Consider the following 24,514-nt stretch of genomic DNA (forward strand, 5'->3'; position numbering starts at 1 on the left):
GTTTTCACCCTTTATTTAATTGTACAGCCTTTCGAGCTAATTCATCAGCAGTCTTATTTTCAGAGCTCGGTATCCACTTTATAAAAAAAAGTGGAATTTGTTGATAAAGGTCCATTGCCTTTGCAAGTAAAGGAGCATAACGTTTGTTCTTAGCAAATTCCTTTTCTACCGCTGAACTGATTGCTTGTGAATCTGTTCGGAACGATACCGTTTGAAACCCTTTTTCTACACAAATTTCTAAGGCCTTAATTAACGCATGATATTCCGCTTCGTGATTTTCCATTTCACCTAAAGGAATAGAGAATCTCTCTACCTGCCCATTGTTTTTTATGAATATGCCAGCTCCACTAGGACCGGGATTGCCTGCACTTGCACCATCAATATAAACTTCTATCATGACAAAGATGCCTCCCTAAGTATATACCTATGTAGTTTATCATAAATTATATGAAAAATAGTGGTTATATAAAGTATTTAAAAATGCATTTCAATGCTTATAAAAAAAGTTAATAATGAAGGATAATAATCTATTTTGGGTAATATGAGAAATATCATAATCAAAGTCTCTGTACCAAATTTTTTGAAAGTTTGTTTTCGTAATCTTTGTTGTTTTTTTTGTTTAATTATTGTTAAAGTCTGAGTTGATAGTATTTGAATAGCGTTTATAAAAACGACTAAATAGTAACTTCTCAAATGTGGAAGGAATGATAGCATGCAGGTGAAAATACAATGGAAATTCACGCAGTCTAAAAAACCATCAACTATATTTTATTCCGAGTGGTTACAGGCTGGGGAAGCAATTGTCATTATGGAAGACCTTGAAAAAACAGGGCGAGCTTATGAAATAGAATTCCAAGATGAAATCGGTACAATATGGACGAAAAAAGAATTGAAAAAATTATTAGAAGAAACAAAAGATGATCCACAGGATGTCGTCGTTTATTTTGATGGAGGATACCTAAAGGAAGAGGGAATGGCAGGGAGTGGGCTAGTCATTTACTATACACAAAATGGTAGAAAACTACGATTAAGATTGAATAAAGTATTAGAAGGACTGTCATCGAATAATGAAGCGGAATACGCTGCTTTTTACGATGGTGTATTAGCGTTAGAGGATTTAGGAGTTCACCATCAAGCGGTAACTTTTAAAGGAGATTCACAAGTAGTGTTAAATCAGTTAGCAGGTGATTGGCCATGCTTTGAAGATGATTTCAATAAATGGCTTGATCGAATTGAAGAAAAACTTCAAGCCTTATCCATTCATCCAAAGTACGAACCGATAAGTCGAAAGCTTAACAGTGAAGCGGATAAACTAGCCACACAGGCCCTTCAAGGGACGATAATCAAAAGTACACTTGAGATATAGAAAGGGTTAACGGAGATGAATCGAAAAAGGATATTCAATGAAGTCCAAGACGTTTTGACATCTTATTGTGAAGGCTGCTTTGTATATTCCCATCATAGAAAAGAGTTAGGAAGGAATAATGCCCATAAGTTTTGCATCACAAACTGCACAGTAGGTCAAAAGCTAAAAACTATTGGAAAGAAACTATCATAGACATTTGACAAGGAGGTGAATTACACCTCCTTTTTATTACCCCAAAAAAACAATTATGATACTATTAAAGTAACAAAAGGATGGTCGTAAGAGGTGAAACATGAAACTAATCATTGCAGAAAAGCCCGATCAAGGGTTAAAGCTGGCTGCACCATACAGCTTTAAGAAAAAAGATGGGTTTGTAGAAATTACACCTAATGATACATTCCCAAAAGGTGCATTTTTAACTTGGGCGATTGGTCATTTATGTGAATTGATACCTCCCGAGGAATATGATGCATCATGGAAAAAATGGAAGATTGATACCTTACCTATCATACCTAATAAATTTCAGCATCGTGTTATGAAAGCAAAATGGAAACAATTCAAAGTCATTCAGGGGCTTGTTCAGAATCCAAGTGTATCAGAAATCATAATTGCAGGTGATGCTGAACGTGAAGGGGAGGCAATCATTCGGATAATTCTAGGTCAATGCAGAAACCATAAACCATTGAAAAGGCTATGGATTTCCTCTTTGACTGAAAATGCAGTAAAACAAGGGTTTTCTAATCTTTTAGAAGAAGATAAAACAAGAAATCTTTATCATGAAGCGTTAAGTCGGCAATGTGCGGATTGGCTAATTGGCATGAATGCATCAAGGGTTTACACATTACTTCTTCAGAAAAAAGGCATCCAGGACGTGTTTTCTGTTGGAAGAGTTCAGACACCTACATTAGCGTTAATTGTCAAACGGGAAAAAGAAATTCAACAATTTACTTCCAAGCCGTTCTGGGAAGTCATTTGTGATTTTTCAATAAACGGGAAAAAATACTCGGGGAAATGGCATAAAGATAAGGAAACTCGCATTGAAGATGAAAAGATGGCATTAGCCATTCAAAAATTCTGTTTGGAAAAGCCGGCCACTATTTCAAGTATAGAAAAGGAAAGAAAAGAATATCTTCCCCCATTTTTATTTAACTTATCTAGCTTGCAAGCGACAGCAAACAAATTATATAAATTCCCTCCCAAAAAAACCCTTGATATTGCTCAAAAACTCTATGTCCAAGGCGTGATCTCTTACCCGCGAAGTGATTCTAGCTTTGTTACTAAGGAAGAGGCCAATGGTTTTCCGGACATTTTGAACAAGCTTTCGAAATTCAAAGATTTTTCATCTCTTTTCCCATTGCCTAAAGAATCTATCATGAATGACAAAAGATATGTGAATGAAAAAAAGGTAACGGACCATTATGCAATCATCCCTACTGAACAAGTCCCGAAAGAGGGAAGATTAAGTGGAGATGATTGGAAAATTTATGAATTGATTGCAAAGCGGTTAATTGCGGCGCACTATCCTAAAGCGATATTTGACTATACAACCGTTCATACGTTGGTAGATAAGAGAGCTGAATTCATAACAAAGGGTAAAGAGAAAATACAGGATGGTTGGCGAAAAGTTTTATTTGAAAAAGAAAGCAAAGAAAAAGATGAGGAACAAGATCTGCCTACTCTTGAGTCGGGTGAGGAAGGTAGTGTCAAAAAAGCTAAAGTGAAAAAAGGAGAAACACAACCTCCCAAACGGTACACTGAAGGGCAGCTAATTACCCTAATGAAAACGGCTGGTAAACATATTGAGGACCAAGAGCTTCAAGCCATGCTAAACAAGACGGAAGGATTAGGCACTGAAGCCACACGAGCAGGAATCATTGGAATTCTAAAGGATCGAGGTTATATTTCAGTTGTAAAGAACCAAGTTTATGCTACAGATAAAGGAATGGTTTTAATCGAGGCAGTAGGGAAAACCATACTAGCTTCTCCTGAAATGACGGCTAAATGGGAAACAAGACTTGAAGAAATAGGAGATGGGAATGCAGCTCCCTCGGAATTTATGAATCAAGTAAAAAAACTTTCCACAAAGCTAATACATGACGCCATTGAAAACGAAGCAAGTTGGGATTTTAAAGAATTTGATATGGAAAGCATGTCAAAAACAATGGTTCGAAAAGGAAAAAAAGTAGTTAAAAAAGCTAATCCACTTGGAAAATGCCCCGTATGTAATGGGAGTATTATAGACAAAGGAACTTTCTTTGGTTGCAGTGAATATACAAAGAACCAGTGCAAGTTTACGATTTCGAAAAAAATGCTTGGTAAATCTATAACACAAAAAAATATTCGTCTACTCTTAAAAGATGGAATCACTGAACAAATAGAAGGGTTTAAAAAAGAAGATAAAGTGTTTACTGCAAGGCTTTGTTTGAGAGAAGGAAAGGTTTCATTCCAGTATGGATAATCTCCTTACGATGGAAAAAGAGTCCCAATCCTTGTTATGTCCATAATAGTATAGTAAAATTTTTAATGATATGTGTTTTGAATGGGAGGATAAGGGATGCCAACACCTAGTATGGAGGATTATATAGAACAAATTTATTTACTGATTGAAGAAAAAGGATATGCAAGGGTTTCCGACATTGCAGAAAACTTGTCAGTACACCCATCCTCCGTGACGAAAATGGTTCAAAAGCTAGATCAAGAAGAATATTTAGTTTATGAAAAATATAGAGGATTAATTTTAACTCCAAAAGGCAAAAAGATTGGCAAAAGACTTGTATATCGCCATGATTTGCTAGAACAGTTGTTAAGAACAATTGGTGTAAAAGAGGAAAATATCTATAGAGATGTTGAAGGTATAGAGCATCATTTAAGCTGGGATGCGATAGACAGGATAGGGGATCTAGTTCAATTTTTTGAAGAGGATGAAAAAAGAATTAATCAGCTCCAAGCCATCCAAAAACAAAATGAGGACAATCAAAAGAATTAAAATGTAAAAAAGGGTTGCATAGACTATTACTGTGCAATCCTTTTTTGTTAGCTAATTGTTTGAATATTGATATAATTAACGGTACAGGAATGACAGAATAGTGAGGAGTGCGTATCTATGAATTCTTGGCATAAAGAAGCTGAAAAACAATGGGACCAATTTGCTGCAGAATGGTCGAGCAATGCTAAAGAAATGTGGGAAAAGGGAAGTAGAAAAACTATTATTCCGTTCTTTGTGAGTCATTTGGAAAATGGAGCTTTTATCGCTGACTTAGGTTGTGGTGACGGATATGGAACAATAGAACTTGCACGACATGGAATGAAAGTTATAGGATTGGATTTATCAAGTGAAATGGTGGAAACAGCAAACGAAAAGGTCAAGGGTTTAAACGAGGTTCATTTTATACAAGGCGATTTGAATCAGCTTCCATTGGATCCGGAATCATTGGATGGAACTATGGCCATCAATTCTTTAGAATGGACTGAAAATCCATTACATTCCTTGAATGAAATCAAAAGAATAGTAAAGCCAGGTGGCGTCTCCTGTTTTGGGATATTAGGTCCGACTGCTGCACCAAGAAAGGCGCATAGTTATAAACGTCTTTACGGTGAACAGATTATTATGAATTCTATGATGCCTTGGGAGTTCGCTAGATTGGCAGAAGAAAATGGCTGGGAACTAATTGCTGACCTAGGTGTTGAAAAAAGAGAAGCTAAACTGGAACAACTGATGTATTTGCCGAAGGAATTGCAACAGGCAGTTTGTTTTATGTGGTTATTCATATTAAAAAAGAAATAGTGCCAAAAAGGATCAATCTCAATCATGAGAAATGATCCTTTTTTGAGATGAACTAGTGGGCTATTTCCATTGATAAGGTGTCTCCTGGTAGACATAATAGTTAAGCCAGTTTGAAAACAGTAAGTGCGCATGGCTTCTCCATTGCTGCAAGGGAATTTCTTTAGGGTCATCGTTAGGAAAATAATTTTCCGGTACATGAATATCGAGACCTTTCTTGCTATCTCTTTCGTACTCATCCCTTAATGTTTCTACGTCATATTCCAAATGCCCAGTGACCATAATTCGTTTACGATCCTTAGAAGACACTAACAAGATTCCTGCCTCTTTTGATTCTGCTAGAATCATTAAGTCATTCCTACTAACCAATGAATTGCGCGCTACGTCGGTATAACGTGAATGAGGGGCAATAAATACATCATCAAACCCTCTGACTATTTTTTCATTTCTATTGGTAACAGAATGAGCAAATATTCCCGAGCATTTTCTAGGTAATTCATATTTCTGTATGCCGTAATAATGATACAACGCAGCTTGAGCTCCCCAACAGATATGTAGGTTGGACGTAACATTTTTTGTAGACCAGTCCATAATTTCTTTTAACTCTTCCCAATAATCCACCTCTTCAAAATGTAGTTTTTCTACTGGTGCACCAGTAATAACTAAACCATCGAATTTGTGGTCCTTAACCTCAGAATAAAACTTATAAAACTTATCCAAGTGGGACTTGCTCGTATTTTTTGACTGATGTGATGCTAATTTAATAAATGTGACATTTAGTTGAAGGGGAGTATTTCCTAACAATCTTAACAATTGTGCCTCAGTCTTTTCTTTTTCCGGCATCAAGTTAAGAATGGCTATATTTAATGGTCGTATATCCTGGTGGTCCGCACGTTCTTCATCCATTACAAAAATTTGCTCTTGTTCTAAAATTTCCTTCACGGGTATCCCATTTGGTATTTTAATTGGCAAGAAACATAACCTCCGTTCATAAGACTGAAAATTCAAAATCGGTTAATGACTTCATTATATATAGATTCATTGTTTTATCAATGTCATTTTAATTATTTAATTTAATTACAAGTCCCATATAGGAGTAATTAATGGAAATTCAAAAGGAATATGTATAAAATGTGTTCATAAACCAACAAAATTTTGATATCTGTAGAAAGCAGTGATACAACATGTTTGATCCGACAGCCTTTGATAATATGAAAACGGTCCTTGAGGGTGCTGTGTATGATCAAGATTTAGATGGGGTTATCTTGGTAAACAATCGTAATGATACATTGGACTTAGCGCAATTATCTAGATGTTTCAAAATAGCCTTTAATCTTAGACCTTCTAAAGAAACAAAGAATCCGAAAATAACTGCGAGTTTAGTATTGATGTCTTCTTTAAATAATTTAGCAGCCGAATTACTAGCGAATGAAAACTCATCTGTTGGGAAGAATGCTGGTGCGAATTTAAAGATACATTTTGCTATCCCGGTGATATTGCCCTCAATGGATAGCATTCAAAAATTGACATCAGTACTTAAGGATCAGTGGGGAGAAACCCGTGACATTATTATTAAAGAAGAAAAGACATTTGAAAATGGTATTTATCGGGATAGTCTAATATATTCAACGGTCCAGTTTGCAAGACTTGTGACTGAAGACCAATTGAATGAATTATCTGGTCTTGTTACCCATGTAATTAAGTCTTTGGAAGAATTAGAGAGTCACACAGAAATATAAATGTAGCATAGTATTAGTTTTCAAAGAAATACTGAAATTGGAACAGTTTATTTTTCTCATGTACAATTAAATTATTTCCGTATTGGAGGGCAAACCAATGTCTATTTATGAATATGAAGCAAAAAGCATCGATGGATCCAGCGTGTCTATGGAAGATTATAAAGGTAAAGTCCTTTTGATTGTGAATACAGCCAGTAAATGTGGATTTACGAACCAATATGATGAACTTCAAAAGCTCTATGAAAAATACCGTAATCAAGGATTTGAGATTTTAGGTTTTCCCTGTAACCAATTTATGGGTCAAGAGCCAGGGGACGAATTAGATATTCAGTCTTTCTGTCGCTTGAATTATGGTGTGACTTTTCCTATGTTTTCTAAAATCGATGTGAATGGAGAGGATGCACACCCGCTATTTAAGTATTTGGCGGATGAAGCTCCGGGCCTTTTAGGTTCCAAAAGCATAAAGTGGAACTTCACCAAATTCCTCGTTGACCGTAAAGGAAAGCCAGTGAGTAGGTTCGCTCCGAAAACAAAACCATTCGAATTCGAAAAAGATATTGAAAGTTTATTATAATATTTTTCATTTGGCCTAGCGTAATTCGCTTGGTCTTTTGTTTGTGTGAATTAAAAAATTAGAATAATCCAATAATATTATTCAATGAAAAGTATTTTTTCTGAAAAAATAAAGGAAATTTCCAATAAAGTTAGAAATCTAAATAGTAATGAATGAGCATAAACTAGATTACTAGTTAAAAAGGGTGATTAATATGACAGAAAAAATAGCTTGGGTTACCGATAGCACAACTTTTTTAGATGAAGAATTAAAGGACCATCCAGATGTATTCGTAATTCCAATGATGGTATTTGTAGAAGGGAAAGAATATTTGGACGGAGTAGATATTCATCCTAAGGATTTATTTGCTTTAATGGAAGAAAAGAAAGCGGTTCCAAAAACCTCTCAACCTTCTGTAGGAACGTTTTATGAATTGTATAAGAAATTAGAAGAGTCCTATGACAGAATTTTTTCGTTCCATGTTTCAAGCTTTCTAAGTGGAACAGTTTCTTCAAGTCAACAGGCTGCACAAATGGTTAATATCCCGGTCCATACAATTGATACATTGATTCTATCGTACCCTATTTCCTTTTTAATGAAAAAAGCTATGAAATGGCTGGCTGAAGGTATCTCCACTGAAGAAACATTAGGTAAGATCGATGAAATGAAACAGAAAAATGAGACTTATGTTTTGATAGGAGACCTAGTCCAGCTGCACAGAAGCGGAAGAATGAATGGTGTACAATACTTCTTGGGCAGTATGTTAAACGTTAAACCGATAATTTCCATTGAAGCTGGTAAGCTTTCTAGTAAAGAAAAAGTTCGAAGTGAAAAACAGGCTCAAAAGAAAATCTTTTCATATTTACAAAGAGCTATATCAGAGGGTGAAGTGAAAGAGTGCATGATCCTTTATGGAAATGATGAATCCCAAACAACAGAATGGTATGAAGAACTTACTTCGCTTTATCCTAACATCTACTTTCACAAATGCGCATTAGGTACAGCAATTGGTGTCCATGCAGGTGGAAATACTTTAGGTATTAGCTGGTATAATGAGTAGGATATAGAGAGGGCCCTTTAATGGGGCTCTTTTTTTGAGATTGATTTGATGGCAGAAAAACTGAATATTGAAACCCTTTCTTTATTAACTTTTAATTTTATATTAATTATGACAAAATGTGCTTAAGTAAGGGGGAAGAAATTGAAGAAAATATTACTAAGTTTAACTATTGCTGCCAGTCTCTTATTTTTTGTAAATACATCCAAAGTTGAGGCAGATGGTTTTGTAGCTTATGGAGACAGCAATACCATTGGTTCCTATTTTGAAACCTACGGATACGATTTAAATAATCGATGGATTATAAAGACTGGAGCCATCAATGCAGGGGTAAGTGGTGATTATACAAATCGAGCTTTGAAGAGGTTCAACGTCGACGTGCTGTCAAAAAATCCTGATACCATCTCAATCATGTTCGGATTAAACGATGGCTTGTTATTTGACAATGGAAAGCCACAGGTTGATAAAATAACCTTTGAAAAAAATATCACTAGCATGGTTACGCAATTAAAAGCAAAAAAAGTCAAAGTTTTGTTAATGACTAATATTCCGGTACAACAATCACTCTATTATAGTAAATATCCTCAAAAGAAACATTTGTATGCAGATAAAGGTGGAATACGCATATGGATGAACGGCTACAATGAAATTATCCGCAAAGTTGCTAAAGCACAAAAAGTACAACTTATTGATAACTATGTAAATGCCTGGATTAAAGCGGGAGGCGGTGCGGGTTCAGATGCACAGCTTTTGAACAGTGGTCTAGTTGCGCCTGATGGATACCATTGGTCCCAAAAAGGGCATGATATGATTTCTTACTCAGTTAAATATTATTTAAGTAGAAATTAAACAAGTAAAATATGTTATAGCATTACAACATACAAGGAATTGAAGACTCATCATGAAAATGGGTCTTCTTTTTTTGTTTTGTTTTTTAATCAAAATCCATCATTCCTCATTATTCAACTAATCGTGGTACAATAGGGTCATTGCAATGTTAAGGAGATCGAGATGCAAAAAAAGTTAATAAAAGAAGCTGAGTTGTTTGTGAAAACCAAATTAGGCAAAGATGCCTCTGGCCATGATTACCACCACTGTGACAGAGTCCGAAAGCTTTCCATAAAAATAGCCATTAAAGAAGGAATTGCCGATACAAGTGTCATAGAATTAGCGGCACTATTGCATGATGTTCCAGACGAAAAATTGAATGATGGGACTGAGCAAGGGTGGAAACTGCTTGATGAATGGTTTACTGGACAAGAAGTTCCAATACAAATAAGCAATCAAATAAAAACAATTATCCAAGAAGTGTCATATAAAGGTGGTCATAATTCCCCACCAACCTCACTAGAAGCAGAAATCGTTCAGGATGCCGATCGTTTAGAAGCAATCGGTGCTATTGGAATTGCACGGGCTTTTGCCTATGGAGGCAAAAAAGGAAGACCGTTATTTGATCCTTCTATTTCTGTTAGGGAAGAGATGACACTTGAAGAATACCGTAATGCTAAGTCGTCTACTATCCATCACTTTTACGAAAAGCTTTTGAAGCTATCAGCCCTTTTTAATACAAAGACTGGTAAAGAGATGGCTCAAAAAAGGCACGATTACATGGAATCATTTTTGGAACAATTTTATAAAGAATGGGATGCAGAAGTATGAAGATTTTTTCAATGGAAGATGTAAAAAAAACAGTAGGCGATAAAACCTTATTTGCTGGACTTTCTTTTTCTATTAGAGAAGGTGACAAAATAGGGATTATTGGTGTCAATGGTACTGGGAAGTCAACTTTACTAAAAATTATTTTTGGACAAGAAGAAGCCGACCAAGGCATAAAAGACCATCCACGTGATTATACAATCTCTTATTTACCACAAGAGCCAGAGTTTGATGAGAATGAATCAATCATCGATCATCTATTTAAAAGTGAAACACCTTTGTTTAAACTAATACGTGAATATGAGGGTGCTCTACAGGATTTACAAGAACAACCTGAAAATGAAACTGTTCAACAAAGATTATTTAAACTACAGCACCAAATGGATGAAATGAATGGCTGGGAAAGAAATGCAGAAGCCAAATCAATTCTGACAAAACTAGGGATGAATGATTTCAATGCTATGATTGGTAACCTATCAGGTGGACAGAAAAAGAGGGTTGCATTAGCCAAAGCGCTTATCGAAAATTCTGATCTTCTCATACTAGACGAACCGACAAACCATTTGGATTTTGAAAGTATTCAGTGGCTTGAACAGTACATAGGGAAGTACCAAAAATCTGTTTTATTTGTTACCCATGATAGATATTTTCTTGACAATATTTCTACGAAAATATGGGAACTAGCTAACGGGAACTTATACGAATATAAAGGGAACTATGCTGACTACCTGGAATCGAAGGCAATCCGCGAAGAGAATGAACAGAGTATGCAATTAAAAAAAGAGAGTCTATTTAAAAAAGAATTAGCTTGGATTAGACGTGGAGCAAAAGCTCGTACAACCAAGCAAAAAGCCAGGATTGACCGATTTAACCAACTCGAGACAGAAGTCAGTCAAAGGTCTTCTACAGAAAAATTAGAAATGGACTTAATGGGAAGTAGACTTGGAAAAAAAGTAATCGAATTGAAGGATGTTTACAAGGATTTTGGAAATAAAAGTGTCTTAAAGGATTTCTCATATTTATTAAAGCCAGGTGACAGAGTTGGGATTGTTGGTAAGAATGGTGCTGGAAAGTCTACCTTATTAAATATCCTCGCTGGTAAGGAAACGATTGATGCTGGTGAAATCGAGCAAGGGACAACGGTTAAAATAGGGTATTATACACAGGAAACCGTCGACCTTAATGAAAGTATGAGGATGATTGAATATATCCGTGAAGAAGCAGAAGCAATTAAACTTAAAGATGGATCATTAGTTTCAGCTGCTAATATGCTCGAAAGATTTTTATTCCCATTGCATTCTCACGGAACTCCTATTTCTAAATTGTCCGGTGGGGAAAAAAGAAGATTGTACCTATTAAGAATATTGATGTCATCACCCAATGTATTATTAATGGACGAACCAACGAACGATTTAGATACTGAAACTTTAACAGTCTTAGAAGACTTTTTGGAAAGTTTTTCAGGAGTTGTGATTACAGTCTCCCATGACCGATATTTCCTCGACAAAGTGACAACTGAACTTCTTGTTTTCTTAGGAAATGGTGAAATTTCTCGTTACTATGGAACGTACACTGAGTATTTGGAATCAGGAAAAATAGAAGAGCCCACAAACACGGAAGAGAAAACACAGGCTCTTGAACCTGCTCCAATCAAAGAAACGAAAAAGAAGAAAAGATTAAGCTATATGGAAATGCGCGAATGGGAAACAATTGAATCCGATATTCAAAAAGTTGAGGAAAGATTAGAAGTTATTGCAAAAGAAATTCAGCAAACAGGATCGGATTTTGAGAAAGCAGCCGCGTTCATGAAAGAGGAAACTGAATTAACGGAAAAACTGGAATCTTTGATTGAACGATGGTCTTACCTATCAGAAAAAATGGAAGAGTAAAGGACGTGATCAAATGAAGATTATTTCTATAGAACCTACTCCTAGTCCAAATACAATGAAAATTACACTAGATGAAGAGCTTACTGCTGGAAAAAGTAATAATTATAAAGTTTCAGATAAGGATCATGCACCTAGCTATATAAAATCTATTTTAGAAATCGAGGGTGTAAAAGGAGTCTATCATGTGGCAGACTTCCTAGCGATTGAGCGTAATCCTAAATTTGACTGGAAACAAATTCTGGCTTCAGTTCGTCGTGTATTTGGCGAAGGAGATTCTGAAATGGGGCAAGCCGAGGAAGGACCGTTGTCTCATTATGGGGAAATATCTGTGCATATACAGATGTTTAAAGGGATACCGATGCAAATCAAATTGAATGATGGAGAACAGGAAGTGCGAGTGGGGTTACCAGAGTATTTTATAACGGCTGTTTCAGCTGCAAGGCTTCCTGAAGATAATGTGGTTATGCTTCGTCAATGGAAAGACTACGGAGTACGATACGGAAATACGGATGAGGTAGGCAATACTGTACTTGAAGAAATTACAGCTGCATATCCAACGGAACGACTACAAGAATTAGTCAAAATAGCTTTGGACACTGAGCAAAGGCAGCAAACATTAAGAAAGCGTGAAAAGAAAAAATTAACCTCTGAAATATTAAAAGATGAGGATTGGAAAATCCGCTATCAAGCTTTAGAGCAAATGGAGGATCCAGAGTTAGAAGATTTGCCTCTTTTGGAAATGGCAATTGACGATGAGAAAGCTTCTATTCGAAGACTGGCTACCGTTTACTTAGGGATGATTAAAGATACCTCCGTTTTACCTGCTTTATATAAAGCCTTGAAGGATTCGTCAGTTTCTGTCCGTAGAACAGCCGGAGACTGTTTATCAGATCTTGGATTTAAAGAGGCTATGAACGAAATGAGTCTTGCTTTGAAAGATAGCAGCAAACTGGTACGTTGGCGCGCTGCAATGTTCCTTTATGAGGAAGGCGATGAGTCCGTGCTACCTGCACTTCAAGAAGCAGAAAATGATCCTGAATTTGAAGTAGCAATGCAAGTGAAAATGGCAATTGAAAGAATTAAAACTGGTGAAGAAGCAAAAGGATCCATCTGGAAACAAATGACTGAGCTTCGTGAAAATTAGTTATTTGGTAGGGACTCAAAGACTTATTATTAAGGCTTTGGGTCTTTTTTGTACTTTTTAATTAGAATATAATTTCAAGAGAGAATTAGATAGCTGGAGAGGCTAGAAGCTAGATTGGTAATCGACTTGTTACACTAAGGCATACGTCGAACAATCGGAAAAAATGATCGTTTCGAAAGTATTTTTATGAAAGCTGAAAGTAAATCTTATGTTTTGAAAGTATTTTTATGAAAGTTGAAAGTAAATCTTATGTTTTCGAAAGTATTATTAACTGTTATTGAATACATGGGGTGCTCCAATAGTTCATATGGACCCAACACTAACTAGTTTTTTCAAGAAAGAAGATATTAAGTTAAATTAATTAAATTTTATGAAAATTATTGCAATTAATTCAAAAAAACTCTATATTGGAATATAAAAATATGGAGGGATCAGCAAATGGCTAAAGATCTAAGGTTACGAAGTAAGGTTATCAGTGAGGGAGAGACGAAGGCACCTAATCGAGCCATGTTGCGTGCGGTTGGATTTACGGATGAGGATTTCAAAAAACCGATGATTGGAGTTGCCAGTACGTGGAGCGAAGTGACACCATGTAATATTCACATCGATGAACTGGCACGTAGGGCGAAACAAGGAGCAAAGGATGCTGGTGGAGCACCTATGATATTCAATACAATCACTGTTTCAGATGGAATCTCCATGGGAACTGAAGGTATGCGATACTCATTGCCTAGCCGTGATTTGATTGCTGATTCGATCGAAACAGTAGTTGGTGGAGAAAGCTTAGATGGTTTTGTTGCAATTGGTGGTTGTGACAAAAACATGCCAGGCTGTATGATGGCGATTGCAAGGATGAATTTACCCGCAGTATTTGTTTATGGAGGGACCATTAAGCCAGGACGATTACATAATCAAAATATTGATATCGTTTCCGCTTTTGAAGGGGTAGGAAAATACAATCAAGGCAGTATTGATAAAGAAGAATTACATAAAATTGAATGCCATGCATGCCCAGGTTCAGGATCATGTGGAGGAATGTATACGGCAAACACAATGGCTAGTGCGATTGAGGCTTTAGGAATGAGTTTACCAGGTAGCTCATCCAATCCTGCTGAAACCACTGAAAAACATGATGATTGCTATTTAGCAGGGAAGGCAGTCTACAATTTGTTAGAAAAAGATATTTATCCAAGAGATATTTTAACAAAAGAAGCGTTTGAAAATGCAATAACGGTGGTTATGGCCCTTGGCGGCTCTACTAATGCTATCCTTCACTTGATGGCTATTGCTCATTCTGCTGAAGTGGATTTATCTTTAGAGGACTTTGACCGTATTCAGAAAAAAGTTCCGCATATCGCTGACTTAAAACCAAGCGGTAAATATGTAATGCAAGATTTACATGAAGCTGGAGGTGTATCTGCAGTAATGAAACTTCTGCTAAAAGAAGGTTTATTACATGGTGATTGCTTGACTGTTACAGGAAAAACGCTCGCAGAGAACCTTCAAGATCAGCCTGATTTAGTAGAGGGCCAAAAAGTTATTTATCCAGTGAATGAACCTTTGAAAAAGCATGGGCCATTGGTTGTTTTGAAAGGAAATCTTGCACCAGAAGGAGCGGTTGCAAAAGTATCTGGTTTGAAAGTCTCTTCTATGACAGGACCTGCAAAGGTATTTGATGATGAGCCAAGTGCAACAGAAGCAATCCTTAAAGGAGATATCGAAGCTGGGGATGTATTGGTAATCCGCTATGAAGGACCAAAGGGCGGGCCAGGTATGCCTGAAATGCTGTCCATTTCAGCTATGTTAGTTGGAAAAGGATTAGGTGAATCTGTTGCATTACTAACAGACGGCCGCTTCTCTGGCGGGACGCATGGGCTTGTTATTGGCCATATTGCACCAGAAGCTCAAGTTGGAGGACCAATTGCTTTTATCGAAAATGGTGATTTGATAACGGTTGATAGTGTTAGTCAATCGCTCACAGTTCACGTGACAGGTGAAGTTTTGGAAGAACGTAGAAAAAATTGGACGGCACCACCACTCATGGCTAAAGGTACACTTGCCAAATATGCTAGATTAGTTAGCAGTGCTTCTAAAGGAGCAGTGACCGATTTATTTGAAGTAGAATCGATTAGAGAGACGATAAAGTCCTAATAAATATATAATGAGGTGTCTACAACTCCAATTTTCAGGGGCAGTAGACACCTCATTGATTTGTAAATCAAAAAAAGAGCCAAGCACATGTAAAGCTTAGGTCGAATGAATATTTCTAAATGCGTAATTTCATGATAAAAACTAATTTCGACTAATATTGCAAGGATGAAAAGATTGAAAGTGTCAAAAGGAATATAGTATGCTTACAATACTGAATAGATCTTGAATGGAGCGATGAAGAATGTCAATGGCATATGAAGAATATATGAGACAAATGGTGCAACCAATGAGACAGGAATTGGTGCAAGCAGGATTTAAGGAACTGGTGTCCGCTGAAGAAGTAGAAACCTTTATGGAAAGTGCGGAAGGTATGACTCTTGTAGTGGTAAACTCTGTTTGTGGATGTGCTGCAGGATTGGCAAGACCTGCTGCAACTCAAGCTGTTGTTCGTACTGAAAAAGAACCGGATCATCTTGTGACAGTTTTCGCTGGACAAGATAAGGAAGCTACAGCTAAAATGCGTGAATATTTTACTGGGTTTGAACCATCATCTCCATCAATGGCTGTTTTGAAAGGGAACAAAGTCGTTCATTTTATCCCACGTCATGAGATTGAAGGTCATTCTATGGAAGAAATCATGGATAATCTATTACAGGCTTTTGAAAACAATAAATAATGTTATAGTTGAGGGGAACGGTACTAGAAGAGACCGTTTCTTTTTCATATTTTTACAAATAGAGGGATCTTATGATAGTAACTACTGCAGGTAGAACGAACGAAGAATGGACAGCTATTGCAAAGGAAGTCGCCAAAGATTTGAAATGCTCCTTTCAAAAAAGGAATAAGCAGTCCGTTATATCATTAATTGATCGTTTTCAAGAGGATGTACTTGTAATCGGTAAGCAACGATTTGAACTGTATAAGAAAGACCATTCAGAACCATTCTTTTTCCATCCTAATATGGCTATTGTACGTTTAAAGCGTTTAATGCAGGGAGAAAGAGATTCAATGCTTGATGCTATGGAGCTTTCTTCAGGAATGTCCTTTTTGGATTGTACGATGGGTTTAGGTTCGGATTCAATCGTAGCGAGTTTTTGTGTAGGTAATACGGGAAAAGTGAATGCGGTTGAAGGAAATCCATTCGTAGCCTATTTAGTAAAAAGAGGATTGGCAACCTGGGATGGAACAACGCCTCAAATAGAAGATTCGATGAAAAGAATCCAGGTTAATGAGGCAAATCATCTAGATTTTCTTAAATCTCAAGGTGATAACAGCATTGATGTGGTATATTTTGATCCAATGTTTAATGAATCTATTCAAGAGTCAAATGGGATACGACCATTAACAGAATGGGCAGAATATAGTGATTTATCAACTGATTCGATACAGGAAGCTCTTAGAGTTGCTAGACATAGGGTTGTCCTAAAAGATCATTATCAAAGTCCACGGTTTAAAATACACGGATTTCAACAAATTATTAGAAAAACGGCTTTATTTCATTACGGATTCATTGATGTACAAAAAGACTAAAAAAAAGAAGGAAGTCAATTTCCTTCTTAATCTGCAAATGAAAGATAGACAAAATATGCTAGTAATAAGAAGCTAAGTACAACAACGACAGTTCCAAACTCCATCAATCCAGCCTCCTAATGATATGTATTAGTTAAACTAATTATTTTATTATTACCCAATGGAGATTTTTTGAAACCTTTTATAGTTTTCTTTCGTATTATTTAGTAGTAGCCTGTATAATAGAGAAAAGGTTAAAAGATTTTTAAAGGGAGTACTTGGATATGAAATTTCCTAAGTGGATGAAAAAAAGTCTAATAATTTTAATATCGGTTTTAACCTTTGGTATGGTGACTCCTTCCGAGCTTCATTGGCTGGAGGAAGCTTCTGCAAATAAAAACACGAATAAAAAGTCAGTTGAGGAATCCAAAAACGTAGGTGATGGAAAACAGCATTCTTTTTCAAGCTATCATCACATAACAAAAGATCAAGTGATTCTGACCATGATAGAAAAAGCGGAAAATACATCCTACATAAAATTTGGCGAAAAAATCGCCCCTAAAATACAAGATGAATTTAAAGATGTAATCCTACCAAAAATGGAAGAAGCCATTTCTGATGTTACTGCGAATTACAATGACCGCGAACTTAGTCAATTGGCTATCTCTGAAAAACCAGCAGGTGGAACTGGGGAAAAAATATTCCATATATACAATATGGTTTCTGGAGAAGACATTATCCGTTTCCATGTTAGAAGGGAAAACCCACCTCAGCAAGGTCATTGGTTCAATTTTCATTATCACTTAAGTAAAGATGGTTTTGTTAAACACCATGATCTTGGTAAAATCTATTGGGATAAAAATACCCCTCCAAAATGGGGGGCAGGCACACTTCATTAAGAAAAGAAAAGCATCCGGCTAAAAATCGGATGCTTTTTCTATGCTTTTTAGGTTAAATAAACCATTATTCTTTATGTTTTGGCCTGAATTTTCTATGAAAAAAGGAGAATATCAGAAAAAAAACAATTGGTAGAAGAAGAAAGTAAACCCATGTATGATTTGACACAAAAAGGATCAATCCAAGTAAAACGGAGAATAACAAGAGGTCTAGAAAAATAAAGATTTCACTGCCTACTACACCCATCACTTGTTCGACCATTTCTAGTTCTTGTTCTTGAATTGTCCTATTGATCCCTTTTCTCAAATCGATACACCTTCTTTATTAATGTGTTATAGATATAATATGTGAGTTTGAACAGGATGTTCAAGAAGATTTTCTAGGTAGGAGCTATATAAAAAATTGGAAGGAAGCAACAACATATTTCATTAAAATCGTATGATATAATTTTAAGAGACTTTTAGAATGCAATTTTTATAAACAACAAGAATTTCTGCTTGAAGGTGAGAACAAATGGCTGAACCGATAATATTACCATCCAAAAAGAAAATGAATGTAAAACATGTTTTGCTGCTTGTCCTAATATGCATGGTAGCTTTCTTGTTTTATTCCACCATTTTTGCCTCTCATGAGGGGAAAACCTATCGTTCTTTACCATTAAATCATGCATTAAAAAAAGACGGAATTTTCAGAAAAGAACCATTGCTACAGAAATTATTTTTATTCCCAGAAGAGTCATTTGATGCAGCTGAAGTGGATTCGATTGCAACTAGAATTAGTCACCTTCCACCACATATGTTAACACGTTTAAATGAAAGAGAAATAAAGATTAAAGTGTTTAATGGAGCACTGACCGATCAAAAGGAAGCTGCGCATTTAGCTGGTATTAAACCTAGAGGCTATAAAAAAACGGGTGTGAACTGGGATCATGTCCCAGGTATGGGTGGTAATAAAATGGTGTTCGTAAAGATAGGCGCAAGTGAAATGGGTAAGGGACATGGATCAGTTAACCTTGAACTTCATGAATTAGCTCATACAATTGACCGATTAATTTATGATAACATTCGCTACAAAGAGGAATTCCTCCGAATATGGAAACAAGAAGCTCCGGTTTATTTTAAAGGGCGTGATTATTTTATTAAATATCCAGAAGAGTACTTTGCAGAGGTATTCGCAATGTACTACTTAAACGATACGACTAAACAAGAATTAAAAAACGGTGCACCACAAACTTATAAATTCATTCAAAACCTCAATTGATATTGTCGAGAAGTTAGTTTACGATATTCTAAGATAATGATAAAAGGTGTGAATATTTTTGAGACAATATTTGGATTTATGCAAACATGTTTTGGATAATGGCGTACAAAAGAATGATCGCACGGGTACCGGAACAATTAGTACCTTTGGTTATCAAATGAGATTTGATTTACAAAAGGGCTTTCCATTGCTTACGACAAAGAAACTAGCATTAAAGGCCATCATACATGAGCTTCTTTGGTTTTTAAATGGAGACACTAACATCCAATATTTAAAAGACAACGGTGTACGCATTTGGAATGAGTGGGCAGATGAGAATGGTGATTTAGGCAAGATATACGGACACCAATGGAGGTCATGGGGAAAGGCCAATGGGGAGACGGTTGACCAAATTACAGACTTAATCCACACCATCAAACACAATCCGGATTCTCGCAGAATGATTGTTAGTGCGTGGAATGTAGGAGAACTAGATGAAATGGCATTGCCACCTTGTCATGCATTCTTTCAATTCTATGTAGCAGAAGGCAAATTATCTTGTCAGCTTTATCAGCGTTCAGCGGATGTATTTCTTGGCGTCCCTTTTAATATTGCCTCCTATGCATTACTGACGATGATGATTGCTCAAGTCTGCGAGTTGGAGCCAGGAGAGTTCGTCCATACATTGGGTGATGTTCATATTTACAAAAATCATGTAGATCAAGTAAATCTACAATTAGAAAGAGAACCACATGATTTACCTATGATGAAAATCAATCCTGAGGTAAAAGACATCTTTTCGTTTACTTTTGAGGATTTCCAATTGGAAAACTATAATGCCCATCCTCATATTAAAGGAGTGGTGAGTGTATGATTTCGTTTATTTTAGCTATGGATGAAAATAGAGTCATAGGTAAAGATAATCAATTACCTTGGCATTTACCTGCTGATCTGAAATATTTTAAAACAGTTACCATGGGACATCCAGTAGTCATGGGAAGAAAAACGTACGAATCAATTGGAAGGCTATTGCCTGGACGTGAAAATATTATCCTAACAAGAGATACAGAATATTCTGTTGAGGGTGGGACTGTATTTCACTCTGTTGAAGAATTGCTAGATTACACTAATCAAAACCACGAAGAGGAATACTTTGTTATTGGTGGGGCAGAGATCTTTACTTTATTGATGAATAAGGTTGATATTTTATATATCACTGAAATACATGCAGAATTCGAAGGGGACACTTTTTTCCCAGAAATTAATGAAGATATTTGGACATTAGTCTCTTCAGAAAAAGGTATGATGGACGAAAAAAATCTTTATCCTCACACCTTTTTAGTTTATAAAAAAATTGTTGATAGGAATTAAAATATGTTTAGAACTGGAGCTTTTTTTGCATATTTCTTTGGCTTTTTGCTATACAGCATTCCTCATCTAAGACAAGTCAAAGGTCTAGAGGAAACTAGTGTTTCAGTCGAAGAAAAAGATAAGAAAATTAATGTTTTTCCCAAGAAGTGGGCCAACACACTTATTCGAATCGCTGGTTGTAATGTAAAGGTTCTAGGGGAAGAAAATATTCCAAATGGTCCAATATTGATTGTTTCCAATCATGAAGGGAATTTCGACATTCCCGTCCTTATCGGTTCAATCAATAAACCTTTTGGATTTATTTCAAAAAAAGAAGTAAAAAAGATTCCAATTGTGGCCAAATGGATGGATGCGATGAATTGTATTTTCATGGATCGAAAGGATCGAAGACAGTCCATTCAAGCAATCCGTCAAGGAATAGAAAAATTAAAGCAAGGTCATTCGCTTGTAATATTTCCTGAAGGGACAAGAAGTAAAGGTGGACCCATCCAAACCTTCAAGTCCGGAAGTTTTCGCCTAGGAATTGATGCGAAAGTTCCTATCTTGCCTGTTGTTATTAGTGGCACGTCAACAATTATGGAAAAAAACAATGGAATAATCGTGCCAGGTGATGTGACAGTTTCCATTCTACCTGCGTGGATGCCGTCCCAATATGAAGGGATGGATATTAAGGACTTGTCTAAAATTGTAGAACAACAAATTAAGACTGAAAAAATGACGCTGGCAACTAGAAAGACAAAGATTGGTTAGCCATTAGTTGAGAACAGAATACAAATGAATGAAAGAACCAGGCACTTCTACAAGAGGCACCTGGTTCTTTTAGCTGTGTTAAAGACCATTGTTGATTTTTAGCTATTGGTTGATTGAAGAGGATACGCTTGACTCTTGGGGGATTAGCGTTACAGGACAGACCTCGTGGAGCTTTAGCTGCAAGGAGGATCGGACAAACGCCCCTCTAAAATGCAACCGTCTGGAACGGAAATCAACAGGTAAATTTTACAGCCAAAAAATTAAAATTGTCCTGCTTCATATTGAGAAAGCTTGATTAGTAAAAATAAATAATCTTCCTTTGTACAAAATTCTTCTTCCTTCATATTTTGCCGAATCCACGATATTAATTCGGTAGCAGTATTAAAATATTCACCGCTCGTATCGCTTTTGCGAATCATATACCTACCATTATCCTCGTCGATAGTAATTTCAATCGGCAATGCACAATTCACCGAACACAATGAAATTTCCACTTAGCCACCTCCAAACACCTGATAATAAATCATATTAATTTTAATGAACAAAAAATACTAAGCAATCGAACTAAAATTTTTTAAATTTTTAGAAAAATAAATGGAATCACCGCATTAACGTGATATAATGTACAAATTATAGAGGAAGGTGAGGGAGCTTTATGGGTCAAATGATTAATGTTAATAAAGGGGTACATGTCGAAGATATTTTGATTGCATATCAACAATTGAAAGAAATCGTTACTCATACCCCTCTTCAGAAAAATGATGTTTTATCTGAAAAATATCAATGTAACGTGTACATAAAACGTGAGGACTTACAGCATATCCGCTCTTTCAAACTAAGAGGGGCATACCATAAAATAAAAAGTTTATCAAAAGATGAATTGGTGAATGGAATCGTTTGTGCAAGTGCTGGAAATCATGCACAAGGAGTAGCTTTTGCATGTAGACAGTTAGGAATCCATGGGAAAATTTACATGCCTGCTACTACCCCAAGACAAAAAGTCCACCAGGTCCAAATGTTCGGAAGAGGTATGGTGGAGATTCACCTCGCTGGAGATACCTTCGATGATTCATTTGTGATGGCACTTACTTGTTCGAAAGAAGAAAATCGGACATTCATTCATCCATTTGACGATGAAAAGGTCATTTCAGGTCAAGGGACTGTCGCTGTAGAAGTACTTAATGATAGTGAAGAACCCATTGATTTTCTATTCGCTGCAATCGGAGGGGGAGGTCTAATGGCTGGGCTCTCCACATACTTTAAAGCGATTTCCCCAAATACGAAATGCGTAGGTGTAGAACCGTTTGGTGCGCCGTCCATGAAAACATCACTGGAAGCAAATGAAGTGATTCCATTGGAGGAAATAGATAAATTTGTTGATGGTGCAGCAGTAAAATGTATTGGAAACCTTACCTTTGAAATTTGCCATAAATTATTGGATGATATAGTGGTAGTACCCGAAGGCAAGGTATGTACTACGATTTTAGACCTTTATAATGAACATGCCATCGTAGCTGAGCCAGCAGGAGCTCTTTCGATTGCGGCATTGGAATTTTACAAGGAACAGATCAAAGGCAAGACGGTTGTTTGTGTGATAAGCGGTGGGAACAATGATATTGACCGAATGCAGGAAATTAAAGAACGATCATTACTTTATGAAGGATTGCTATACTATTTTATCGTGAATTTCCCACAACGTGCAGGAGCGTTGAGAGAATTCTTGGACGAAGTTTTAGGGCCAACTGATGATATCACTAGATTTGAATATACTAAGAAGAATAATAAAGAATCTGGACCTGCATTAGTCGGAATCGAACTAAAAACTAAGGAGGATTACCAAGAACTTATTATTCGGTTGAACAAAAAAGGATTTCAGTATAAAGAAGTCAATAAAGATAGTAATTTGTTTAATTTATTGATTTAACTGGCATTGCATCTAAATTTACGATACAATGTATGGGACTTAGCCAATGCCTTTTTCTATAGTAAAATAAAATGTGAAATTTCCTTGAACAATTTCATAAAAAGACCATTATTTTGTGGAAAAGTACTATTATGAAGGTAGTATTGTTTAATACAACTTGAAGGGGATGTTCTCATGCTTTCAAACATCGGAGTACCTGGTCTTATTTTGATTCTAGTACTTGCTTTAATCATATTTGGACCTAAAAAGTTGCCTGAAATAGGCCGTGCTTTTGGACAGACACTTCGTGAATTCAAAAAGTCGACTCGTGAATTAACGAGCGATGTTATGGACGAACTAGACGAAGATAAGAAAAAAGTAACGAAATAAATAGACTTGGGTGTAAGATGAACGCGTCTTGCACCTTTTTATTGGAAATTATGTAATTCATATATCTAAGTATGGATGCTTTTTACGGAAAGGCCTGAACAAAATGGAAGATAAAGAATTGAACTTAACCGACCATTTAGAGGAATTACGAAGACGACTGATTGTAACTGCTCTATCTTTTATCGCTTTTTTTATTATTGGATTCATCTATGTTGAAGATATCTATCACTGGTTTGTTAAAGATCTAGATGTGAAGTTGATTGCTCTAGGACCAAGTGACATTATTTGGGTTTATTTTATGTTAGCCTCTGTAATCGCAATAGCTGCATCGATTCCGATAATTGCTTTGCAAATCTGGCTATTCGTTAGACCTGCACTTAGGCCATTTGAAAGAAAAGTCACTCTTTCTTATGTTCCAGCGCTATTTATCCTATTTGTATTAGGTTTAAGTTTTGGGTATTTTGTCATTTTCCCAACAGTGATGAATTTCCTTATTGACCTAAGTGGAGAAATGCTAGTAACAAACTTTACAGCCGAAAAATACTTCCGATTTATTATGAATATGACATTACCATTTGCGATTTTATTTGAATTGCCAGTAGTTGTAATGTTTTTGACGTCAATCGGAATTATCAATCCATTTTTCTTACAACAAATACGTAAGTATGCTTATTTCATTTTAGTAATCATTTCAGTGACCATAACTCCACCAGATTTGGTATCAGATTTTCTAGTTACGATCCCACTGTTATTACTATACGAAATTAGCATAACACTCTCGAAGATTGTTTATAAACGTAGGTTGAAAAAACTAGCCGAATATCCAGAAGAGTACGAACTGGAAGATTATCAGTAAAATTAGAGCTATTCCTTTTATAAGGAATGGCTCTATTTGTTGTTTGTATTGAAATTCATATATATTTCTGAGTTTATTGTAGCGGAAATTAACGGGCAAACTTTAGAGTCTAAAACAACAAATTATACTAAAAGATCCTAAAAGAAGAAGATAATAAGCAAACTCTTAATTCTAAGAGTTAGACTTCAGTCAGGAGCAATTCCTTTTATAAGGAATTGCTTAAATAAAAATTTTTCATAAAAATGAGCACATTTTGACATGTT

Annotated in this window: 26 protein-coding genes; 23 read left to right on the forward strand and 3 right to left on the reverse strand. The window is 36.0% G+C overall.

Going from position 1 to position 24,514, the window contains the following annotated elements; all coding sequences use genetic code 11:
• Positions 1-4 precede the first annotated feature (4 nt).
• Complete coding sequence (locus DBX25_RS12775) at positions 5-397, reverse strand: reverse transcriptase-like protein (RefSeq protein ID WP_108671189.1); 393 nt, start codon at positions 395-397, stop codon at positions 5-7.
• Between the two features lie 315 nt (positions 398-712).
• Between DBX25_RS12775 and DBX25_RS12780 the strand changes: the two genes are divergently transcribed.
• The 5 genes from DBX25_RS12780 (at position 713) to DBX25_RS12800 (ending at position 5,150) form a co-directional block, all read left to right on the forward strand.
• Positions 713-1,366 (forward strand): reverse transcriptase-like protein, encoded by a 654-nt coding sequence (locus DBX25_RS12780; RefSeq protein ID WP_108671190.1) that lies wholly within the window; start codon positions 713-715, stop codon positions 1,364-1,366.
• A gap of 15 nt (positions 1,367-1,381) precedes the next feature.
• On the forward strand, positions 1,382-1,558 hold the full coding sequence (locus tag DBX25_RS12785; RefSeq protein WP_108671191.1) for a zinc-finger domain-containing protein: 177 nt from the start codon (positions 1,382-1,384) through the stop codon (positions 1,556-1,558).
• A 100-nt stretch (positions 1,559-1,658) separates the two neighbouring features.
• Positions 1,659-3,824, forward strand: a complete 2,166-nt coding sequence (locus tag DBX25_RS12790) for a DNA topoisomerase III (protein WP_108671192.1) — start codon at positions 1,659-1,661, stop codon at positions 3,822-3,824.
• Positions 3,825-3,920: 96 nt separating this feature from the next.
• The gene (gene mntR, locus DBX25_RS12795) at positions 3,921-4,352 is read left to right on the forward strand and encodes a transcriptional regulator MntR (protein ID WP_108671193.1); all 432 of its coding nucleotides are present in this window, start codon (positions 3,921-3,923) and stop codon (positions 4,350-4,352) included.
• A 117-nt stretch (positions 4,353-4,469) separates the two neighbouring features.
• On the forward strand, positions 4,470-5,150 hold the full coding sequence (locus DBX25_RS12800; RefSeq protein WP_108671194.1) for a class I SAM-dependent methyltransferase: 681 nt from the start codon (positions 4,470-4,472) through the stop codon (positions 5,148-5,150).
• A 60-nt stretch (positions 5,151-5,210) separates the two neighbouring features.
• On the opposite strand, the gene metA is transcribed toward DBX25_RS12800, so the two are convergent.
• Positions 5,211-6,119 (reverse strand): homoserine O-acetyltransferase MetA, encoded by a 909-nt coding sequence (gene metA / locus DBX25_RS12805; RefSeq protein ID WP_108671195.1) that lies wholly within the window; start codon positions 6,117-6,119, stop codon positions 5,211-5,213.
• Positions 6,120-6,331: 212 nt separating this feature from the next.
• Here metA and DBX25_RS12810 point away from each other — a divergent pair, with 212 nt between their 5' ends.
• From DBX25_RS12810 to DBX25_RS12885, 15 genes are all read left to right on the forward strand, one after another.
• Complete coding sequence (locus DBX25_RS12810) at positions 6,332-6,886, forward strand: hypothetical protein (protein ID WP_108671196.1); 555 nt, start codon at positions 6,332-6,334, stop codon at positions 6,884-6,886.
• 97 nt (positions 6,887-6,983) lie between these two features.
• Positions 6,984-7,460, forward strand: coding sequence for a glutathione peroxidase (locus DBX25_RS12815; RefSeq protein ID WP_108671197.1), 477 nt, complete (start codon positions 6,984-6,986; stop codon positions 7,458-7,460).
• 193 nt (positions 7,461-7,653) lie between these two features.
• Positions 7,654-8,499, forward strand: coding sequence for a DegV family protein (locus DBX25_RS12820; protein ID WP_108671198.1), 846 nt, complete (start codon positions 7,654-7,656; stop codon positions 8,497-8,499).
• A 141-nt stretch (positions 8,500-8,640) separates the two neighbouring features.
• The gene (locus tag DBX25_RS12825; RefSeq protein ID WP_108671199.1) at positions 8,641-9,345 is read left to right on the forward strand and encodes an SGNH/GDSL hydrolase family protein; all 705 of its coding nucleotides are present in this window, start codon (positions 8,641-8,643) and stop codon (positions 9,343-9,345) included.
• Between the two features lie 162 nt (positions 9,346-9,507).
• Positions 9,508-10,155, forward strand: a complete 648-nt coding sequence (locus DBX25_RS12830; protein ID WP_108671200.1) for an HD domain-containing protein — start codon at positions 9,508-9,510, stop codon at positions 10,153-10,155.
• Positions 10,152-12,041: an ABC-F family ATP-binding cassette domain-containing protein gene (locus DBX25_RS12835; protein ID WP_108671201.1), complete on the forward strand. Its 1,890-nt coding sequence runs from the start codon at positions 10,152-10,154 to the stop codon at positions 12,039-12,041. The genes DBX25_RS12830 and DBX25_RS12835 overlap by 4 nt, the downstream gene beginning before the upstream one ends.
• Before the next feature lie 13 nt (positions 12,042-12,054).
• On the forward strand, positions 12,055-13,185 hold the full coding sequence (locus DBX25_RS12840) for a conserved virulence factor C family protein (RefSeq protein ID WP_108671237.1): 1,131 nt from the start codon (positions 12,055-12,057) through the stop codon (positions 13,183-13,185).
• A 438-nt stretch (positions 13,186-13,623) separates the two neighbouring features.
• On the forward strand, positions 13,624-15,336 hold the full coding sequence (gene ilvD / locus DBX25_RS12845) for a dihydroxy-acid dehydratase (RefSeq protein ID WP_108671202.1): 1,713 nt from the start codon (positions 13,624-13,626) through the stop codon (positions 15,334-15,336).
• Between the two features lie 241 nt (positions 15,337-15,577).
• A complete protein-coding gene (locus DBX25_RS12850) occupies positions 15,578-16,012 on the forward strand; it encodes a BrxA/BrxB family bacilliredoxin (protein ID WP_108671203.1) in 435 nt (144 codons plus the stop codon).
• A gap of 71 nt (positions 16,013-16,083) precedes the next feature.
• A complete protein-coding gene (locus tag DBX25_RS12855; protein ID WP_108671204.1) occupies positions 16,084-16,866 on the forward strand; it encodes a class I SAM-dependent methyltransferase in 783 nt (260 codons plus the stop codon).
• Positions 16,867-17,129: 263 nt separating this feature from the next.
• Positions 17,130-17,744 carry a YpjP family protein gene (locus DBX25_RS12860; RefSeq protein ID WP_108671205.1) on the forward strand — a complete coding sequence of 205 codons (615 nt, stop codon included), beginning with the start codon at positions 17,130-17,132 and terminating at the stop codon, positions 17,742-17,744.
• Positions 17,745-18,255: 511 nt separating this feature from the next.
• Positions 18,256-19,002 carry an anthrax toxin lethal factor-related metalloendopeptidase gene (locus DBX25_RS12870; RefSeq protein ID WP_240620296.1) on the forward strand — a complete coding sequence of 249 codons (747 nt, stop codon included), beginning with the start codon at positions 18,256-18,258 and terminating at the stop codon, positions 19,000-19,002.
• A 58-nt stretch (positions 19,003-19,060) separates the two neighbouring features.
• Positions 19,061-19,855: a thymidylate synthase gene (locus DBX25_RS12875; protein WP_108671207.1), complete on the forward strand. Its 795-nt coding sequence runs from the start codon at positions 19,061-19,063 to the stop codon at positions 19,853-19,855.
• A complete protein-coding gene (locus DBX25_RS12880) occupies positions 19,852-20,352 on the forward strand; it encodes a dihydrofolate reductase (RefSeq protein WP_108671208.1) in 501 nt (166 codons plus the stop codon). Before DBX25_RS12875 ends, DBX25_RS12880 begins: the two co-directional genes overlap by 4 nt.
• Before the next feature lie 3 nt (positions 20,353-20,355).
• Complete coding sequence (locus DBX25_RS12885) at positions 20,356-21,102, forward strand: lysophospholipid acyltransferase family protein (protein WP_108671209.1); 747 nt, start codon at positions 20,356-20,358, stop codon at positions 21,100-21,102.
• A 260-nt stretch (positions 21,103-21,362) separates the two neighbouring features.
• Here DBX25_RS12885 and DBX25_RS12890 read toward each other — a convergent pair whose 3' ends face one another.
• Positions 21,363-21,596: a hypothetical protein gene (locus DBX25_RS12890; protein ID WP_108671210.1), complete on the reverse strand. Its 234-nt coding sequence runs from the start codon at positions 21,594-21,596 to the stop codon at positions 21,363-21,365.
• A gap of 161 nt (positions 21,597-21,757) precedes the next feature.
• On the opposite strand from DBX25_RS12890, the gene ilvA reads away from it, so the two are divergent.
• From ilvA to tatC, 3 genes are all read left to right on the forward strand, one after another.
• Complete coding sequence (ilvA, locus tag DBX25_RS12895; RefSeq protein ID WP_108671211.1) at positions 21,758-23,026, forward strand: threonine ammonia-lyase IlvA; 1,269 nt, start codon at positions 21,758-21,760, stop codon at positions 23,024-23,026.
• A gap of 174 nt (positions 23,027-23,200) precedes the next feature.
• The gene (locus DBX25_RS12900) at positions 23,201-23,395 is read left to right on the forward strand and encodes a twin-arginine translocase TatA/TatE family subunit (RefSeq protein WP_108671212.1); all 195 of its coding nucleotides are present in this window, start codon (positions 23,201-23,203) and stop codon (positions 23,393-23,395) included.
• Between the two features lie 103 nt (positions 23,396-23,498).
• Positions 23,499-24,251 (forward strand): twin-arginine translocase subunit TatC, encoded by a 753-nt coding sequence (gene tatC / locus DBX25_RS12905; protein WP_108671213.1) that lies wholly within the window; start codon positions 23,499-23,501, stop codon positions 24,249-24,251.
• Positions 24,252-24,514 lie beyond the last annotated feature (263 nt).

The sequence above is a fragment of the Peribacillus acanthi genome (assembly GCF_003073175.1).
Lineage (GTDB): Bacteria > Bacillota > Bacilli > Bacillales > DSM-1321 > Bacillus_BN > Bacillus_BN acanthi.

Coding starts and splice junctions, on each gene's coding strand:
- DBX25_RS12860 (WP_108671205.1), top strand. CDS start 17,130: ATGAAATTTCCTAAGTGGATGAAAAAAAGTCTAATAATTTTAATATCG.
- DBX25_RS12780 (WP_108671190.1), top strand. CDS start 713: ATGCAGGTGAAAATACAATGGAAATTCACGCAGTCTAAAAAACCATCA.
- mntR (WP_108671193.1), top strand. CDS start 3,921: ATGCCAACACCTAGTATGGAGGATTATATAGAACAAATTTATTTACTG.
- ilvA (WP_108671211.1), top strand. CDS start 21,758: ATGGGTCAAATGATTAATGTTAATAAAGGGGTACATGTCGAAGATATT.
- DBX25_RS12820 (WP_108671198.1), top strand. CDS start 7,654: ATGACAGAAAAAATAGCTTGGGTTACCGATAGCACAACTTTTTTAGAT.
- DBX25_RS12855 (WP_108671204.1), top strand. CDS start 16,084: ATGATAGTAACTACTGCAGGTAGAACGAACGAAGAATGGACAGCTATT.
- DBX25_RS12815 (WP_108671197.1), top strand. CDS start 6,984: ATGTCTATTTATGAATATGAAGCAAAAAGCATCGATGGATCCAGCGTG.
- DBX25_RS12800 (WP_108671194.1), top strand. CDS start 4,470: ATGAATTCTTGGCATAAAGAAGCTGAAAAACAATGGGACCAATTTGCT.
- DBX25_RS12830 (WP_108671200.1), top strand. CDS start 9,508: ATGCAAAAAAAGTTAATAAAAGAAGCTGAGTTGTTTGTGAAAACCAAA.
- DBX25_RS12835 (WP_108671201.1), top strand. CDS start 10,152: ATGAAGATTTTTTCAATGGAAGATGTAAAAAAAACAGTAGGCGATAAA.
- DBX25_RS12850 (WP_108671203.1), top strand. CDS start 15,578: ATGTCAATGGCATATGAAGAATATATGAGACAAATGGTGCAACCAATG.
- tatC (WP_108671213.1), top strand. CDS start 23,499: ATGGAAGATAAAGAATTGAACTTAACCGACCATTTAGAGGAATTACGA.
- DBX25_RS12785 (WP_108671191.1), top strand. CDS start 1,382: ATGAATCGAAAAAGGATATTCAATGAAGTCCAAGACGTTTTGACATCT.
- DBX25_RS12840 (WP_108671237.1), top strand. CDS start 12,055: ATGAAGATTATTTCTATAGAACCTACTCCTAGTCCAAATACAATGAAA.
- DBX25_RS12900 (WP_108671212.1), top strand. CDS start 23,201: ATGCTTTCAAACATCGGAGTACCTGGTCTTATTTTGATTCTAGTACTT.
- DBX25_RS12870 (WP_240620296.1), top strand. CDS start 18,256: ATGGCTGAACCGATAATATTACCATCCAAAAAGAAAATGAATGTAAAA.
- DBX25_RS12775 (WP_108671189.1), bottom strand. CDS start 397: ATGATAGAAGTTTATATTGATGGTGCAAGTGCAGGCAATCCCGGTCCT.
- DBX25_RS12790 (WP_108671192.1), top strand. CDS start 1,659: ATGAAACTAATCATTGCAGAAAAGCCCGATCAAGGGTTAAAGCTGGCT.
- DBX25_RS12880 (WP_108671208.1), top strand. CDS start 19,852: ATGATTTCGTTTATTTTAGCTATGGATGAAAATAGAGTCATAGGTAAA.
- DBX25_RS12810 (WP_108671196.1), top strand. CDS start 6,332: ATGTTTGATCCGACAGCCTTTGATAATATGAAAACGGTCCTTGAGGGT.
- ilvD (WP_108671202.1), top strand. CDS start 13,624: ATGGCTAAAGATCTAAGGTTACGAAGTAAGGTTATCAGTGAGGGAGAG.
- DBX25_RS12885 (WP_108671209.1), top strand. CDS start 20,356: ATGTTTAGAACTGGAGCTTTTTTTGCATATTTCTTTGGCTTTTTGCTA.